Source organism: Fodinicola feengrottensis (assembly GCF_010993775.1).
Taxonomy (GTDB): Bacteria; Actinomycetota; Actinomycetes; order Mycobacteriales; family HKI-0501; genus Fodinicola; species Fodinicola feengrottensis.
This window is the reverse complement of sequence record NZ_WOTO01000024.1, coordinates 59630-73452: the sequence shown is the minus strand read 5'-3', so window position 1 is coordinate 73452 and position 13823 is coordinate 59630. Positions and strand designations below refer to the sequence as shown.

Sequence of the window (13823 nt, the reverse complement as noted above, 5' to 3'; positions counted from 1 at the left end):
GTCCGATGGTGGGCCAGTCGCGCGTACGCACGCGCCAGACGCCGCGGCAGCCGTCGCGCCGAAACGGCCGTCACCACGGTCCAAGGCGCCGGCCGAACCCGAGCCGGCGGGGGCCGACCGGTCGTGACGACGGCCCGGATCACCCCGGTCACCGGCTCCCCGGCCGGCAGCCTCGGGGCGATCGCCCGCGGCGGCACCGCGAACCTGATCGGTGCCGGCATCTCCGCGGTCGCCACCTTCGCGGTGGTCGCGATCGTCACCAACCGGGTGCCGGCCGAGGTGGCCGGCAGTTTTTTTTTTTTCGCTCCACCTCGGTTTTCCTGGTCGCCATCGCGATCGCCGAACTCGGGTCGGACGTGTCGCTGGCCCGCTGGCTGCCGCACTACCTGGTGGAGCGACGTACGTCCGCGGCCCGCGTCTGCCTGCGGGTGTGCCTGCGGTCCGTGCTCATCGCCGGCCTGGTGTGTGGGGCCGCGATGCTGGTCGCCGGCCCGCCGCTGGCACCGCTGGTGGGCGGCGCGACCGACCAGCACGAAGTCGTCGTGGGACTGCTCGCGTTGGCGGTTTTCGTTCCTGTCGCCGGGGTTTACGACACGGTCATCGCGGCAACCCGCGGCTACGGGTCGATGCGACCGTCCGCGCTGGTGGAACGGGTCGGGCGGAGCCTGCTGCAGGTCGCCGCGGTGGCGCTGGCCGCGCTTGCCGGGGCCTCGCTCGCCTGGCTGTCGATCGCCTGGGCCATCCCGTACGGCGTCGGGCTGGTGGTCGGCTGGTGGTGGCTGCTCCGGCTGGTACGGGAGGCCGAGACCCAACGCCGGCCAAGCCCGATCGGGGCAGCCGCGGTGACCCGCGAATACTGGGCGTACACGATGCCGCGGGCGATCGCCCGGATCTGCCAGATCCTGTTGCAGCGCGCCGATATCATCCTGGTGGCGGTGCTGCGCTCGCCCACCGAAGCCGCCGTTTACACCGCGGCCACCCGATTTCTGGTGTCGGCCAGTTGGTCGCGTTGGCAGTACAGAACGTTTTGGCTCCACAGCTCTCAAAACTACTGGCCCGCGGCGACCGAGTGGCCGCCGAGCGGGTCTTCCAGGTGACCACCGCCTGGACCATGGCGGTGACCTGGCCGCTCTATCTGATCAGCATTGGCCTCGCGCCGCTGCTGCTGTCGATTTTCGGCGGCACGTACGCGACCGGTGACCTCGTCGTCGTACTTTTGGCTGTCTCAACGGTGGTTTCCGCGGTCTGCGGGCCGGTGGACACCGTATTGTTGATGGCCGGCGGCAGCGGGCGCAGCCTGATCAACAACGCTCTCGCGCTGCTGGTCGACCTGGCGCTGGACATCCTGTTGATCCCGTCCATGGGCATGCTCGGCGCGGCCATCGGATGGGCGGCCGCGATCGTTGTTCGCAACGTCCTGCCGCTGCTTCAGGTCCGCGGCCAACTACAGATGACCCCCTTCACCAACGCGGTGTGGTGGGTTGCCGGCCTGACTGTGGTCTGCTTCGGCTTGCCGCCACTGGCCCTGCGGTTTTTCTTCGGCCTGCACTGGTGGTCCGCCGCCCTCGTCGTCGGCGTGAGCTGCGTCGTCTACGCGGTGGCCCTGCTGAGCCGGCCGGACCTGCTCGCCCTCGACTCTTTCGCCAGCATGGTGCCGCGCAGGCTGCGGCCACTGATCACCCATCGACCCGCTTCGCTAAAGGAAAACTACTCATGAAGTCTCTCCCCCGCCGAGCCCTGAACGCGGCCCGGTTCCGTGGCCGCCGGGCCGCCGCCCGCGGCCGGGTAACCGCTGTCGCACTGGCCGACCGGGCGACTGGGGCCGCTCGCCGATCGGTGCCCGCGCCGGTACGCCTGCGGCTGTCGCGGACTTTCCTGCGACCGTCGCAATCTTCGATGGTCGCTATCGATCAGCTGTTGCTGGGCGCGCAGGGCGGGCTCAGTCCCAAGGAATTTTCCCAGGCCACCGGCGATTTGCTGTGGCCGTCGACGACGCCCCTCGCCGCCGGTCCACACGTACAGTTGCTCGCCGCGGATGGCGCCCTCACCGACGAGCAGATCCTGGCCAGCCCGTACGGACAGCTCGGGTTGCGTTGCCTGAAAACCAGCGGCAGCTATTTCTGGGCCGACGCGCCGGCCGGGGTTGTCGAGGTCGCCCGCGATTTCCTTGCTCGCAAGGAAAGTTCATCGTACGAGCCAAGAGCGAACCAAAGCGGCCCGGCCGACCCGATCCTGGTGGAACGCATCCGAGGCTCGGAGTATTTCGGCGTACTCGACGGCCACCACCGGATCGCTTTGGCTTATGCCGCTGGGGAAACCACTGTCCCGGTGACGGTGAAGCGGACCACCGCGAGCACTCCACTGCAGGATCTGTTGCTGCGGATGAGCTGGCTGGACGGAACGAAGGAGCTTTATCAGCCTCTGCCAGCGCCGGAGCTGGAGCGCGGCTGGACGTTGGTCCGCCAGTGCACGGACCGGCTGGAAAAGATGCAGGCTTTCCTTTCCGCGCGCGGAATTTCGCCTGGATCCTATCTGGACGTGGCGAGTTGCTACGGATGGTTCGTCGCCCAGATGAGCGCCGCCGGATTCCTCGCCGAAGGCGTCGAACGTGACCCGCTCGCCCAACCGCTCGGCTCGGCCGTCTACGGCCTGCCAGCCAGCGTCGTCCACATTAGACAGTGCGAGGACTTCCTGGCCGCCGCCGGCCGCCGCTGGGACGTGGTCTCCTGCTTCAGCCTCCTGCACCACTTCGCCCTCGGCCGCGGCACCATCGGTCCAGCCGAACTCGTCCGGCTGCTGGACGAGGTGACCGGCAAGGTGCTCTTTTTGGACACCGGCCAGGACCACGAAGCCTGGTTCGGCACCAGCCTCGCCGGCTGGGACACCCCCCGCATCGCCGGCTTCCTCGCCGAACACGGCACCTTCGACGAAATCATCAACCTCGGCCCGGACAGCGACGGCGTCGGCCCGTACGCCGGCAACTACGGCCGCCACCTCTTCGCCTGCATCCGCCACTAACCCCTATCCCTTCCACGAGGGTGACGTTTGGGGCCGAAATGCCCCGTTTTTCCACCACCCTCACTAAGGTCAGCACTGTCGAAATCTTGGATCCGGTTCCGACTATCTGGTGAAGCGCCCAACCGATGGCGTCACAAGAGGAGAGTCATGGCAGACGCAGTGGTGCATTTCGAGATCATCGGCCAGGACCCGGCCATGCTTCGCGGTTACTACGGCGAGCTGTTCGGCTGGACGTACGACGTCGGGGACGCCTCCACCGAAGCGGTGTCGGCGCCGGGGCAGTACGGGTTCGTCACCGGCGGCGCGGACGGGATCAACGGTGGGGTTGCCGGTGGGCAGGGATACGAGAGCCGGGTCCTGTTCTACGTGGGCGTCCCGGATGTGGAGGCGGCGCTGCGTAAGGCCGAGAGCCTCGGCGGGAAACGCCGGATGGGACCGGAGGGGGCGCCCGGCAAGCTGGTCGTCGGCCAGTTCACCGACCCCGAGGGCCACCTGATCGGGGTCGCAGGACCAGCCTGACGCAACACAACCAGATCAGTCTGACGCAGACCAGCAGGGCAGCGGGGCCGCCGGTCAGGCGGCCCCAGCGGGAAAACCTAGGCCGGCTCCAGCGACCGATCGGACAGACCGGCCAGTGCCGCTGGCAACGGCGTGCTGTGCAGGACACCGAGCCGCTGGGTGGGTCGCGTCATGCCGACGTAGAGGTCGTTCCAGCCATATTCCGACTCGTCCACAATGGACTGTGGTTCGACCAGCACGACGGCATCGAATTCCAGGCCCTTGGACTGGGTCGCGGACATCACCGCGGCTCGGGCGAGAGATCCCTTGGGTGCCAGGAAAGCCGCCGGCAGAGCCTGCGCGAGCGCCAGGGCCAGCGCGCCCACCTGGGCCTCCGGGACGATGACGGCGAGGGTGCCCTCGCCGATCGCGGCCAGCTCGGTCTGCACCGCGCGGGCCACCTCGTCGGCCAGCCAGTGGCGGCTGACACGGCCAGACGCCACGGCGGCACGCCGGTGCTGCGTACCGACCGGGGCGCGGTCGCATCAGTGCTGACCTCGGCCAACACGTCGGCGGCCACGGACATGATCTCGTCCGGCGTCCGGTAGTTCACCGTCAGCTCGGCCATCCGCCAGCGATCCCTGACGTACGGCCGCAAAACCTCGGCCCACGAGCCGGCGCCGGCCGCCACCGACCGCTGCGAGATGTCACCGACAATGGTCATCGACCGGCTCGGGCAGCGCCGCATCAGCGACCGCCACGCCATCGAGGACAGCTCCTGCGCCTCATCGACGATGACGTGTCCGAAGGTCCACTGCCGATCCGCGGCGGCCTTTTCCGCGGTCGTCTCATATTCCTTGCTGCTATAGCGATTTGCCAGCTGCTGCGCGGAAATCGCGTCCATCGCCTGCAGGACTTCCTCGTCGGCGTGGTCCGCCGGGGTCATCACTTCCAGCACACCCTGCGCGTATTCGACGACCCGCGGGCGGCGGCCAGCGCGGCCTGCCGCTCGGCCTCCCGGTTGTCCTGCCCGAGCAGCTCGGCGGCCTCGTCCAGCAGCGGTACGTCCGCCGGCGTCCACGGCGATCCGGGCCGGCGCCGCAGCAATGCCCTGTCCTGGGCGGAAAAACGGCCGGCGGCGATCTGCAACCGGCGGTCGCTGGCGAAAAGATCGGTGAGCAGCCGCTCCGGCGTGAGCAGCGGCCACAGGTTGTTGATCGCGGCTTGGACGGCCGGGTCCTCCCGAAGCTCGGAACGCACGTCCTCCATGTCCCCACGCTGCAGGAACTTGTCACCGAGCTTGCGTGCGTACTGGTCGCTCAACGCCCGGACGATGGCACGGGCGAAATTCGCCCTGGCGAGGTTGTGGGGCTGCCGGGACGACCGGGCGCGGTCGCGCGCTTTCACGCAGGTCTGCCTGTTCAGCCGCAACGGGTAGCTGTCGACGGTCACCTCCAGCATCGACTCGGGCATCCTGCCGGTCTCGTACGGCCGCGGCCAGCACCCCGACCATCGCCGCGCGGCCCTTCACCGCGGCCACCTTGGGCGACTCGGTGCCGGTCGCGGTCAGCCCGGGCAGCAGGTCGCCGAGGTCGGAGAGCAAGACGTCGGTTTCGCCCCCAGCGATGGCAGCACATCGGCGATGTAGCGAACGAAGGTGGCATTGGGCCCGAGCACCAGAACGCCCTGCTTGCGCAGCCGTTTGCGGTGGGTGTAAAGCAAAAACGCGGCGCGGTGCAGAGCGACCGCGGTCTTTCCGGTGCCAGGACCACCTTGTACGACCAGAACACCGTCGGAATGGGCGCGGATCACCGCGTCCTGCTCGGCCTGAATGGTCGCCACGATGTCACCCATCGTGCCCGTACGGTTGGCGTTGAGGGCAGCGAGCAGCGCGCCTTCGCCGTTCAGTGTGCTGATATCGGCGTCATTCAAAGACGCCAAATCGAAGATCTCGTCGTCGATGCCGGTGACCTGCCGGCCGCGCATCTTCACGTGCCGGCGCCGCCGTACTCCGCTGGAAGTCGCGGCGGTCGCCGTGTAGAACGGTTGCGCGGCCGGCGCCCGCCAGTCCACCAGCAGCGGCTCATAGTCGTTGGCAGGGTCGAAAAGACCGAGCCGGCCGACGTAGAACCGGTCGTCGTTGGTCAGGTCGAGCCGGCCGAAACACAGCCCGTAGTCGACCGACCGGAGCTGCGCCAGCCGATCGGCATACATCGAGTACGAGGCATCCCGCTCGACCTGCGCACCGGGCGTCCCGCCAATGCCCTGGCCCAGCACCTCACGGAGCCGCTGCTCGGTGGTTTCCCGCTGCCCGTCGAGATGGCGGTACAGAACGGCCAGATACTTACGCTCGCTTTCCAGCTCACTCTCGCGAAATTCGGTACCGTTACTCAAAGGATCCGGCTTAGTGCCGGACACTGGGCTTGACAACGAAGCAGCTCCTTGGTATCTTTGATGCCAATGGATTTATGTGTCGTTTTTGTAGTTTTCTCAGCAACATAATTTACCACAACGAGCCTCCCTTGTCGGATGCTCGTTCTTTTTTTTTTGCCCTCTCACGGTTTGACCATCTCTCGTCCTCACTATATTCTCAGTAGGTCATATACCTGAGGAGGCATTTTATGACTCGCTGCGTACCGGATTTGTCCGACCGGCCATACGCCCTGACCGTCCAGCGGCGAATGCCGCTCACTCCCGACGCGCTTTTCACCGCCTGGACCGAACAGTTCGGTGTCTGGTTCGCGGTCCCGGAGTCGGTGCTGATGAAGCCGGCGATCGACGTGCCGTTCTTCTTCGCCACCGCGTTCCAAGGCACCCTGCACCCGCATTACGGCCGGTTTCTGCGTTTGGAGCCCGGCCGGCTGGTCGAGCTCACCTGGGTGACCGGAGCCGGCGGCACCGAGGGTGCCGAGACGGTCGTCACGGTCGAGTTCTCCCCGGCCGCCGAGGGCACGTTGGTACGCCTCACCCCCACGCCGGTTTCCCGCGGGCGGAGCTGCGCGACCGTGCCGAAGCCGCTTGGCCGCTCGTACTGGAGCAGATGGAGCAGCAACTAGTGTCGTACGTTCACGACGGTGTTTCCTGACAGCGAACGAAAAGCGGTCAACGACCGGCCGGACGAGTCGATCCGGGTGGCGCCGACCGGGTTGGTTGCGGCCGCGTTCCAGTAGACAAGCGCTTTGACAGCAGGAAAATGTCGCAACCCGGCCGGCACCGCGGCGAAATAGCCGGACTTGGCGGCCGGCTGGCCGGGCTGCTCGTCCACTCCCCACTCGGCCAGAATGATCGGCTTGCCGGGATGTTTTCGCATTGCCCAGTCATAGAAGCCCGGCCAGGACGGGTCCGCGAAGTCTCGCCGATTCACGGTGCCGGCGAAGCCCGTACGCCACAGCGGGTTGGAGCCGAAGACGTACGGATCCTCAGCGACCCAGTCCACCACATCATCGCCGGGATAGAGCTGGTCGAACCATGGCTGGCCGCCCCATTTCGGGGTGCCGAGGTAGTTCATCACCGTCACGGCGTTGCGTACGCCGTCGGATCGCAGGCGCACCACGACATGCCGGAACATCGCCGCGTAGTCCTTCGCGGTGAAGCCAGAACTCGCCTGGTCGACCTCGTTCTCCGGCTCGTGGTGGACGACGAGAAAGAACGGCTTGGTGAAGTTTGCCTTCAGGTACGCCGCTTCCCGATCGATCTCGCCGTCGACCGCACCAGCGGCCACCTGCGCCCAGCTGTGACCGGCTTCGGGTTTCCAGTTCTCCAGAAGAAAAAAACGCTGGTCGGCGCGGCGGATTTCGTCAGCGGTCGGGAACAGTTCGCGGTCGCGGTGGTAGAAATGCGCGATGTCCACCCGCCGGCCCATCCGCGACTCGTACGCCAGCAGCGCCTGATCCCACGACTCTCCCGCCAGCGGATTCGCTGCCACGCCCCACCAAACGCCGCACGACGGCACCAACGTCTGGGAAACTCGGCAGGCCGGCTCTGGACGCGGCGCAGCGGCGCAACCCGCGAGCACCAGCACCATCGCCAGGCAACAACAACTTATCCGGACAAACCGCCGCACCGGCCGAGCCTACGGCCTCGCTTGTGGTGCGTAGGCTGCGGTCGTGCCTTCTGATATTCCGTGGCGTGGCCGGACCGGGCTGCCGCCGGTCAACAACGGCGTGCCGGAGCATGGCCGGGTGCCCAAGTACTTCGCGGTGGCCCGGCAGGTGTCGGCCATGCTGGCGGACCTGCGGCCGGGCGATCCAGTGCCGACCGAACGCGAGCTGGTCGAGCAGCTGGGATGTGCCCGCGAGACGCTCAGACGCGCACTGGACGAGCTGGTGCTGGCCGGCCGGCTGCACCGTACGCGCGGTCGCGGAACCACCGTCGCGGAGCCGAAACTGATCCTGCCGTTGGTGTTGCGCAGCTACACCGAGTCGCTCGCCGACGCCGGGATGAGCCCGCAGCGGCGGCCGGTGCGCGGTGAGGTGATCGCCGCCGGCCCGGTGCTGGCCGGCAAGCTCGGCATCGCCAACGGTGACAAGGTCGTGCACCTGGAGCGGTTACTGATCGCTGAGAACGAGCCGATCGGGCTGGAGAGCACCTACGTCTCGCTGGCCAGGTTTCCCACCATCCTTGAAGATTTCGACCCGACCACCTCGCTTTACCGTACGTACGTGACGGCGTACGGGATTCGGCTCACGACCGGCCAGGAAATCATCGAGACCGTGCTCGCGTCGCCCCGGGAGGCGCAACTGCTCGGCACCAACCCGGCGTTGCCGATGTTGCTGATGCACCGCGACACCTGGGACGAGGCTGGTGAGCCGGTCGAGCACGTACGCGCGTTGTGGCGCGGCGACCGGTACGCCGTCACCACGGCCCTGCGGGGATAGGAAAAGCCGGCTCCCGGTGGCGCCGGGAGCCGGCTTTGTTATTTGTTACCCCGTCACGTACCCGTGGCGGCGAGGGTGCGCCAGGTGGCGGCGTCCACGACGCCGGTCACCGCAAGGTCGAAGTGGGTCTGGAATCGCTTCACGACCGCCTCGGTGCCCGCGTCGTAAACCCCGGTGCCGGCGTCAATGCCTGGCGATTCGAACACCTCGTATCCGTTGTTGAGCAACTCTTCCTGCACGGCCTTGACGGCGTCGCCGGTGTCATTGCTGCGGACCGTGACCAGCAGCGCGTCCCAGGTGTGCGCATTCAGCGTGCCGTCGGCCGGCAATCCGTGCGCGGCCTGGAAAGTTTTGAGCGCGGCAGTGGTTTCCGGGCCGAATTTGCCGTCGCCCGCGGCGGGAATCGACGCACCGGCAGCGGTGAGCAGAAAAACTGCGCGGCCGAAACACTCGCGTCGGAGGCTCCTTCCTTGCGAATGGGCCAGGAACATACCGAATCGGTGCCGCGCTCGACGAGTTCGCGCCACGTCCGGCCCCCTCAACGACACCGTCGGCGGGCAGGTCGATCGCTGGATCCGCTTGGAAAGTCTTGATCGCCTGCTCGGTGGCACTGTCGTACGTGCCGGTGACCGCCAGCCCCAGCTCCACCTGCACGGCCTTCACCGCGGGTCCATCGCTGGTCTTGCCAACAGTCACCGCGAGGGCGTCCCAGGTGGACGGTCCGAGCACGCCGTCGATTTTGATTTGGTGGTGGAACTGGAGAAACTTCACGGCTCGTACGGTCGCCGCGTCGTACGAACCGGTCGGCTGGGCGGTCGCCGGCAGCTCACCGGCGGCGGCCAGCAGGAACTGCGCCGAGGTCACATTGCGGCCAGTGGCCCCCGCGGTCAGTGGCAGCCAACCGCACAGGGTGTTGCTGAGCGTGGGCGCGGCGGCCGCTGGCGTACTCGCCGCTGGTACGAGCGCCGCCGCGAGCAGTCCCGCGGCGATGAGTCTTTTCCTGAAACGCATCGTGTTCTCCTCGTTCTCGCGGCTCAGATGAGGCCGGCGAGGTGCTGTTTCATCGCCGTGATCGAGGTGGTGAAAGGCATCAGCGGACGGCGCCTGGGTGACGGTGTCCTGCACCGCCAGGAAGTCGAGCACGTTGTCGTCCTGGACCAACGCGAACTGCCGGTAGCCGGTGACGGTCCTGCCGGGGAGTGTCTGCTCGTACGCCCAGACTGGAATGTTCTGGATCGTGGTGACCTTGTGAACATTGATCCGGGCCGGCGGCGCCGAACATCCGGCGAGGTCGGTGTTCCACTGGGCGGCCACGGCCGAAGCGGCGGCCGCGTTCGGGTAGCGCAGGACGATGTTCGACTCGACCAGGTAAGGCAGGTCGGGCAGCAGCGGATCCTCGATGATCCCGGAACCGTAGACACCGTCGAGGTCGCCCAGTGGCCTGCTGGGGTGCCAGCACGCTGGCACCGTCCCGGCCGGGGCCTGGTCGAAAGGCACCACCGGGTTCAACGTGTAGCTGGCGCTGTAGGGAAGCTCCGGGTTGACCAGCGCGACCTGCTGCAACGGCAGCGGGACGGTGGCCAGCGGCGGCGGGTCGGCGGCGGCCGGCGCAGTGGAGGCGAGGACGAGCGCGGACACGGCAGCGGTCGCGGCGACTGCGAACGTTGTCATCTTTCGCCGAACAGACAAGGGATCACCAATCTTTGTGAGGACAGGGATGCAAACGAGCCACGCCGATGGTCGTCAGCGCAATACACGAGTGGCCGGTCGGAACGGTTCAATGTTTCGCGAAGTTATTCTCGATTTTCTCGAGGGATGTCGCTGACCTCAACAAACACCGGTCCTTTCGTGCTGCGGACAGGAATGTTTCCGGCTTCGCTGAAAGAGTGAACGCGTGACATGGTGACGATTGTCAAGAGCGGCGTGGCTCGCCCGCCAAATGGGCCGCATATACGTATCAGCGAGAAATGTCCGTTGTCAAGGCAGGATTCGCCGTACCAGCGAATTTCGTTTCCCGGAAACTTTCCTGACCGCAGGGCAGATGCCAGGAATAGGTCAGTTGACTGACTATAACGAGATAATAACAGGTCTAGACAACTGTTCACCTCTAGGTCATCCCGATGGCGACCAGGTGTCCAGTTGGGGTCAGCCGCGCCGGGCACCCTCTTGGACATGCGAATACTCATCGTGGGCGGCGGAGTGCTCGGCACCATGCATGCGTGGCATGCGGTCCGCCGCGGCCACCAGGTCGTCCAACTCGAACGTGACGCGGGTCCGCGGGCGGCAACCGTCCGCAACTTCGGACTGGTATGGGTGTCCGGCCGCGCCCCTGGTGCCGAGACCACGGTGGCACTGCGGGCGCGAGAGCTCTGGGAGGAGATCGGGAAAGCCGCCCGAGGGCTGAAATTCCGCGCCGCCGGATCTCTGACAATTGTCAACACAGACGCCGAAGTAGCCGTGCTGGAACAGGTGATGGCGTTGCCGGACGCCGCCGATCGAGAGCTGAAGCTGCTCGACGCGGGCGAGGCGCGAGCCCTGGAGCCGGCGTTGGGCGCGGACCTTCGGGCCGCGCTCTGGTGCGGACGGGACGCCATCGTGACCACGACTGGTGCCTGGCGCCCTCCGCCAGGCGCTAGCGGCTTCCGGGCGCTATCAGTTCCTGCCGGGGCGTACGGTCGTGGATGCCGACACCGGGATCGTTCGTGATCACCTCGGCGACACCCACCACGGCGACGCGGTGGTGATCTGCCCGGGCGCCGAACATTCGATCCTGGGCGGAAAAGCACTGTCGGGGCTGCACCGCTGCCGGCTGCAGATGATGCAGACCGCGCCGTTGGACATCCCACTGCGAACAGCGCTCGCAGATGGCGACTCGCTCCGCTACTACCCCGTTTTCGACGTACCAGCACGGAAAAACCTGCCAGCTCCGAGTCCAGCCACGGACCGCTGGCGGATGCAGTTGCTGTGTGTCCAGCGGGCCGATGGCGGGCTGACGATCGGCGACACGCACGCGTACGACGAACCGTTCGACGTTGGTGTCGCCGAGGAGGCGTACGACGAGCTGCGCGGCCGGGCCGAACGGATTCTCGGCCGTACGATCCCGAAAACCGTGACCCGCTGGGCCGGTGTCTACTCCCAGCAACCCGAACCGGTGGCAGCGGTGGAATCCCGGCACGTCCTCACCGCCGGGGTCCACCTGATCACCGGGCTGGGCGGCCGCGGCATGACCGCGTCGCCAGCGGTCGCCGAAAAACAACCGCGAAGGAGCTGAACTGGTGACCGGATTTTCGTTGGTATGCCTGGACATGGCTGGCACCACCGTACGCGACGACGGGGTGGTGGAAACGGCGTTCGCGGGCGCCGCGCAAGCTCTCGGCCTAGCCCAGGGCACCTCGGCGTTCGATGAGGCTCTGTCGTACGTACGCGAGACGATGGGGCAAAGCAAGATCGACGTGTTCACCCATCTGTTCGGCGCCGACCGAGCCGAGAACGCCGTTCAGATCTTCGAAAAGGACATGACCGCGGCGATCGCGTCCGGTCAGGTGACTGCTCTGCCGGGCGCGGTCGAAACCTTTGCCGAACTGCGCGAAGGTGGGGTTGAAGATCTGTCTCACCACCGGATTTTCGCCCGCCACGAGGGAAGCTATCCTCGAAGTCCTGCAGTGGACCTCGCTGGTCGACCTGGCACTGTCGCCGGCCGACGCCGGTCGCGGCCGGCCCTTTCCCGACATGATCCTCACGGCCGTCCTGCGGCTCGCCATTGACGACGTACGCACGGTCGCCGTCGCCGGCGACACGGTTTCCGACCTCTTGGCCGGCACCCGGGCCGGCGCCGCTCTGGTGGCCGGCGTGACCACCGGCGCGCACACCGCCGACCAGTTGACCCACGCACCGCACACCCACATTCTGCCCAGCGTTCACGACCTCGTTCCGTTGCTCACCGAGAATGCCTAAAAGAATCTGGAAGGGTTTCGCCATGAGTCGCTTCTCCCGTGCTCGTACGCTGGCCGTCGCGGCTGGCTGCGTGCTGCTCGGACTGACCGCCGGCTGCGGTGGCACCGCCGGTGCCACCACGAATGCCACCACTGTGACCGTTTTACACAGCCGATGGTCTCGCCGACTGGTACACCCCGACTTTCGCTGCCTTCACCAAGAAGACCGGCATCAAGGTGCAGATCGTCGAAGACGGTTCCGGAGTGGTGGAATCCCGGGTGGAAAAGGAGGCCCACAACCCGCAGGCCGACCTGCTGATCACCCTCCCACCCTTCATTCAGAAGGCCGCGAAGGCCGGTGTGGTGACCGACCTGTCCACAGTGGACGGGGTGAGCGCGGTGCCGGCCGCCGACCGCGACCCGAAAGGTCTGTGGACTTCGGTGGTCAACAACTATCTGTGTTTCGTCTACAACCCCAAATACCTGGCCAAGCCGACCGGCTGGAACGACCTGCTGAGCCCGAAACTGGCCGGCAAGCTGCAGTATTCGACGCCCGGCCAGGCCGGGGACGGCACCGCGGTCCTGGTGTTGGCGAGCCATCAGCTGGGTGGCACCCCGGCCGCCCTGCAGTATCTGAAGAAGCTGCAGACCAACAACAACAAGGGCCGTCCGCCTCCACCGGCAAGTTGCAGCCGCTGGTCACCAAGGGTGAGCTTTACGTGGCCAACGGGGACGTGCAGATGGATCTGGCCTTGATCGCCAACGAAAAAGCGGGCTTGGACCTCTGGTTCCCGCGGAACAGCACCGGAAAACCGGAGACCTTGGCACTGCCGTACGCGGCCGGGCTGGTCACCAAGGCACCGCACGGCGACGCTGGAAAACAGCTTCTGTCCTACCTGCTCTCAAAAGACGCACAGTCCACTGTGGCCAAGACCGCGTTCGGCGTACCGGTGCTGACCGGGCTGCCGGCCGATCCAGCGCTGGGCAAGCTGCAAACGACGATGGACGGTGTGCAGATCTACCACCCGGACTGGAACGCGGTGCTCGCGTCGCTGGACCAGGACGTCGCCGCGTACAACACCGCCACCGGCCAGGCCTGAGATGACTCCCGGCATCGAGCTCGATCAGGCAACCGTTACGTACCAACGAAACACCGTTCTGGATGGCTTCAGCCTGACCGTCGACGCGGGCGAGCTGGTGGCGGTCCTGGGGCCTAGCGGCTCGGGGAAGACGACCGCGCTGCGAGCGGTGGCCGGCTTCGTCCCGCTGGCGTCCGGCACCGTACGGTTGTCCGGCCGAGACGTCACCGGGATGCCACCGCACCGCCGCGACCTCGGCCTCGTGGTGCAGTCGTACGCACTGTTCCCGCACATGAGCGTCGCGGAAAAAACGTCGCGTTCGGGCCAAAATCCCGAGGCGTACGGAAAGTCGACATCGCCGAGAGAGTCCGCGAGTCGCTGGCCATGGTCGGCATGGCCAGCTTCGCTGACCGGGCTCC

At 66.8% G+C, this 13823-nt stretch carries 14 protein-coding genes and 5 pseudogenes; 11 read left to right on the top strand and 8 right to left on the bottom strand.

Annotated features, from left to right (window positions below):
• Nucleotides 1–5 precede the first annotated feature (5 nt).
• From GNX96_RS22310 to GNX96_RS22295, 4 genes are all read left to right on the top strand, one after another.
• Nucleotides 6–1097 (top strand): lipopolysaccharide biosynthesis protein, encoded by a 1092-nt coding sequence (locus GNX96_RS22310; protein WP_163569549.1) that lies wholly within the window; start codon nucleotides 6–8, stop codon nucleotides 1095–1097.
• A complete protein-coding gene (locus GNX96_RS22305) occupies nucleotides 1094–1717 on the top strand; it encodes a polysaccharide biosynthesis C-terminal domain-containing protein (RefSeq protein WP_163569548.1) in 624 nt (207 codons plus the stop codon). Before GNX96_RS22310 ends, GNX96_RS22305 begins: the two co-directional genes overlap by 4 nt.
• Nucleotides 1714–3018: a ParB N-terminal domain-containing protein gene (locus GNX96_RS22300; protein WP_163569547.1), complete on the top strand. Its 1305-nt coding sequence runs from the start codon at nucleotides 1714–1716 to the stop codon at nucleotides 3016–3018. Before GNX96_RS22305 ends, GNX96_RS22300 begins: the two co-directional genes overlap by 4 nt.
• Before the next feature lie 147 nt (nucleotides 3019–3165).
• Complete coding sequence (locus GNX96_RS22295) at nucleotides 3166–3537, top strand: VOC family protein (RefSeq protein ID WP_163569546.1); 372 nt, start codon at nucleotides 3166–3168, stop codon at nucleotides 3535–3537.
• A gap of 77 nt (nucleotides 3538–3614) precedes the next feature.
• On the opposite strand, the gene GNX96_RS61320 is transcribed toward GNX96_RS22295, so the two are convergent.
• The 4 genes from GNX96_RS61320 to GNX96_RS61305 form a co-directional block, all read right to left on the bottom strand.
• A complete protein-coding gene (locus GNX96_RS61320) occupies nucleotides 3615–3818 on the bottom strand; it encodes an ATP-binding domain-containing protein (protein WP_313885745.1) in 204 nt (67 codons plus the stop codon).
• Complete coding sequence (locus GNX96_RS61315; RefSeq protein WP_313885744.1) at nucleotides 3818–4462, bottom strand: hypothetical protein; 645 nt, start codon at nucleotides 4460–4462, stop codon at nucleotides 3818–3820. Before GNX96_RS61315 ends, GNX96_RS61320 begins: the two co-directional genes overlap by 1 nt.
• The gene (locus tag GNX96_RS61310) at nucleotides 4462–4989 is read right to left on the bottom strand and encodes a hypothetical protein (protein ID WP_313885743.1); all 528 of its coding nucleotides are present in this window, start codon (nucleotides 4987–4989) and stop codon (nucleotides 4462–4464) included. The genes GNX96_RS61315 and GNX96_RS61310 overlap by 1 nt, the downstream gene beginning before the upstream one ends.
• Nucleotides 4990–5082: 93 nt before the next feature.
• The gene (locus tag GNX96_RS61305) at nucleotides 5083–5910 is read right to left on the bottom strand and encodes a HelD family protein (protein ID WP_313885742.1); all 828 of its coding nucleotides are present in this window, start codon (nucleotides 5908–5910) and stop codon (nucleotides 5083–5085) included.
• 227 nt (nucleotides 5911–6137) lie between these two features.
• Between GNX96_RS61305 and GNX96_RS22285 the strand changes: the two genes are divergently transcribed.
• Nucleotides 6138–6572: an SRPBCC family protein gene (locus tag GNX96_RS22285; RefSeq protein WP_279581144.1), complete on the top strand. Its 435-nt coding sequence runs from the start codon at nucleotides 6138–6140 to the stop codon at nucleotides 6570–6572.
• Here the strand turns inward: GNX96_RS22285 and GNX96_RS22280 are convergent.
• The gene (locus GNX96_RS22280; RefSeq protein ID WP_163569545.1) at nucleotides 6569–7579 is read right to left on the bottom strand and encodes a glycoside hydrolase family 26 protein; all 1011 of its coding nucleotides are present in this window, start codon (nucleotides 7577–7579) and stop codon (nucleotides 6569–6571) included. The genes GNX96_RS22285 and GNX96_RS22280 overlap by 4 nt on opposite strands.
• Nucleotides 7580–7679: 100 nt before the next feature.
• On the opposite strand from GNX96_RS22280, the gene GNX96_RS22275 reads away from it, so the two are divergent.
• On the top strand, nucleotides 7680–8393 hold the full coding sequence (locus GNX96_RS22275; protein ID WP_279581175.1) for a GntR family transcriptional regulator: 714 nt from the start codon (nucleotides 7680–7682) through the stop codon (nucleotides 8391–8393).
• A gap of 53 nt (nucleotides 8394–8446) precedes the next feature.
• Here GNX96_RS22275 and GNX96_RS54185 read toward each other — a convergent pair whose 3' ends face one another.
• The 3 genes and pseudogenes from GNX96_RS54185 to GNX96_RS64475 form a co-directional block, all read right to left on the bottom strand.
• Nucleotides 8447–8722, bottom strand: a complete 276-nt coding sequence (locus GNX96_RS54185) for a peptidoglycan-binding domain-containing protein (protein ID WP_279581143.1) — start codon at nucleotides 8720–8722, stop codon at nucleotides 8447–8449.
• Nucleotides 8723–8737: 15 nt separating this feature from the next.
• Nucleotides 8738–8884 (bottom strand): annotated as a pseudogene (locus GNX96_RS64480) (hypothetical protein); the annotation flags it as partial.
• Between the two features lie 220 nt (nucleotides 8885–9104).
• Nucleotides 9105–9404: pseudogene (locus GNX96_RS64475) on the bottom strand (peptidoglycan-binding domain-containing protein); the annotation flags it as partial.
• Nucleotides 9405–10565: 1161 nt separating this feature from the next.
• On the opposite strand from GNX96_RS64475, the gene GNX96_RS61300 reads away from it, so the two are divergent.
• The 5 genes and pseudogenes from GNX96_RS61300 to GNX96_RS67315 all read left to right on the top strand — a co-directional run.
• Nucleotides 10566–11099 carry an FAD-dependent oxidoreductase gene (locus GNX96_RS61300; RefSeq protein WP_313885741.1) on the top strand — a complete coding sequence of 178 codons (534 nt, stop codon included), beginning with the start codon at nucleotides 10566–10568 and terminating at the stop codon, nucleotides 11097–11099.
• Complete coding sequence (locus GNX96_RS61295) at nucleotides 11071–11664, top strand: FAD-dependent oxidoreductase (protein WP_313885740.1); 594 nt, start codon at nucleotides 11071–11073, stop codon at nucleotides 11662–11664. The genes GNX96_RS61300 and GNX96_RS61295 overlap by 29 nt, the downstream gene beginning before the upstream one ends.
• Before the next feature lie 34 nt (nucleotides 11665–11698).
• Nucleotides 11699–12347, top strand: a pseudogene (locus GNX96_RS22255) (HAD family hydrolase).
• Nucleotides 12348–12369: 22 nt separating this feature from the next.
• Nucleotides 12370–13425 (top strand): annotated as a pseudogene (locus GNX96_RS64470) (2-aminoethylphosphonate ABC transporter substrate-binding protein).
• A 1-nt stretch (nucleotide 13426) separates the two neighbouring features.
• Nucleotides 13427–13684, top strand: a pseudogene (locus GNX96_RS67315) (ATP-binding cassette domain-containing protein); the annotation flags it as partial.
• Nucleotides 13685–13823 lie beyond the last annotated feature (139 nt).

What these genes read in the sequence shown, in the direction of transcription:
- GNX96_RS22310 (WP_163569549.1), top strand. Translation starts at nt 6, where the DNA reads ATGGTGGGCCAGTCGCGCGTACGCACGCGCCAGACGCCGCGGCAGCCG.
- GNX96_RS22300 (WP_163569547.1), top strand. Translation starts at nt 1,714, where the DNA reads ATGAAGTCTCTCCCCCGCCGAGCCCTGAACGCGGCCCGGTTCCGTGGC.
- GNX96_RS22295 (WP_163569546.1), top strand. Translation starts at nt 3,166, where the DNA reads ATGGCAGACGCAGTGGTGCATTTCGAGATCATCGGCCAGGACCCGGCC.
- GNX96_RS61320 (WP_313885745.1), bottom strand. Translation starts at nt 3,818, where the DNA reads ATGTCCGCGACCCAGTCCAAGGGCCTGGAATTCGATGCCGTCGTGCTG.
- GNX96_RS61315 (WP_313885744.1), bottom strand. Translation starts at nt 4,462, where the DNA reads ATGACCCCGGCGGACCACGCCGACGAGGAAGTCCTGCAGGCGATGGAC.
- GNX96_RS61310 (WP_313885743.1), bottom strand. Translation starts at nt 4,989, where the DNA reads ATGCCCGAGTCGATGCTGGAGGTGACCGTCGACAGCTACCCGTTGCGG.
- GNX96_RS22285 (WP_279581144.1), top strand. Translation starts at nt 6,138, where the DNA reads ATGACTCGCTGCGTACCGGATTTGTCCGACCGGCCATACGCCCTGACC.
- GNX96_RS61300 (WP_313885741.1), top strand. Translation starts at nt 10,566, where the DNA reads ATGCGAATACTCATCGTGGGCGGCGGAGTGCTCGGCACCATGCATGCG.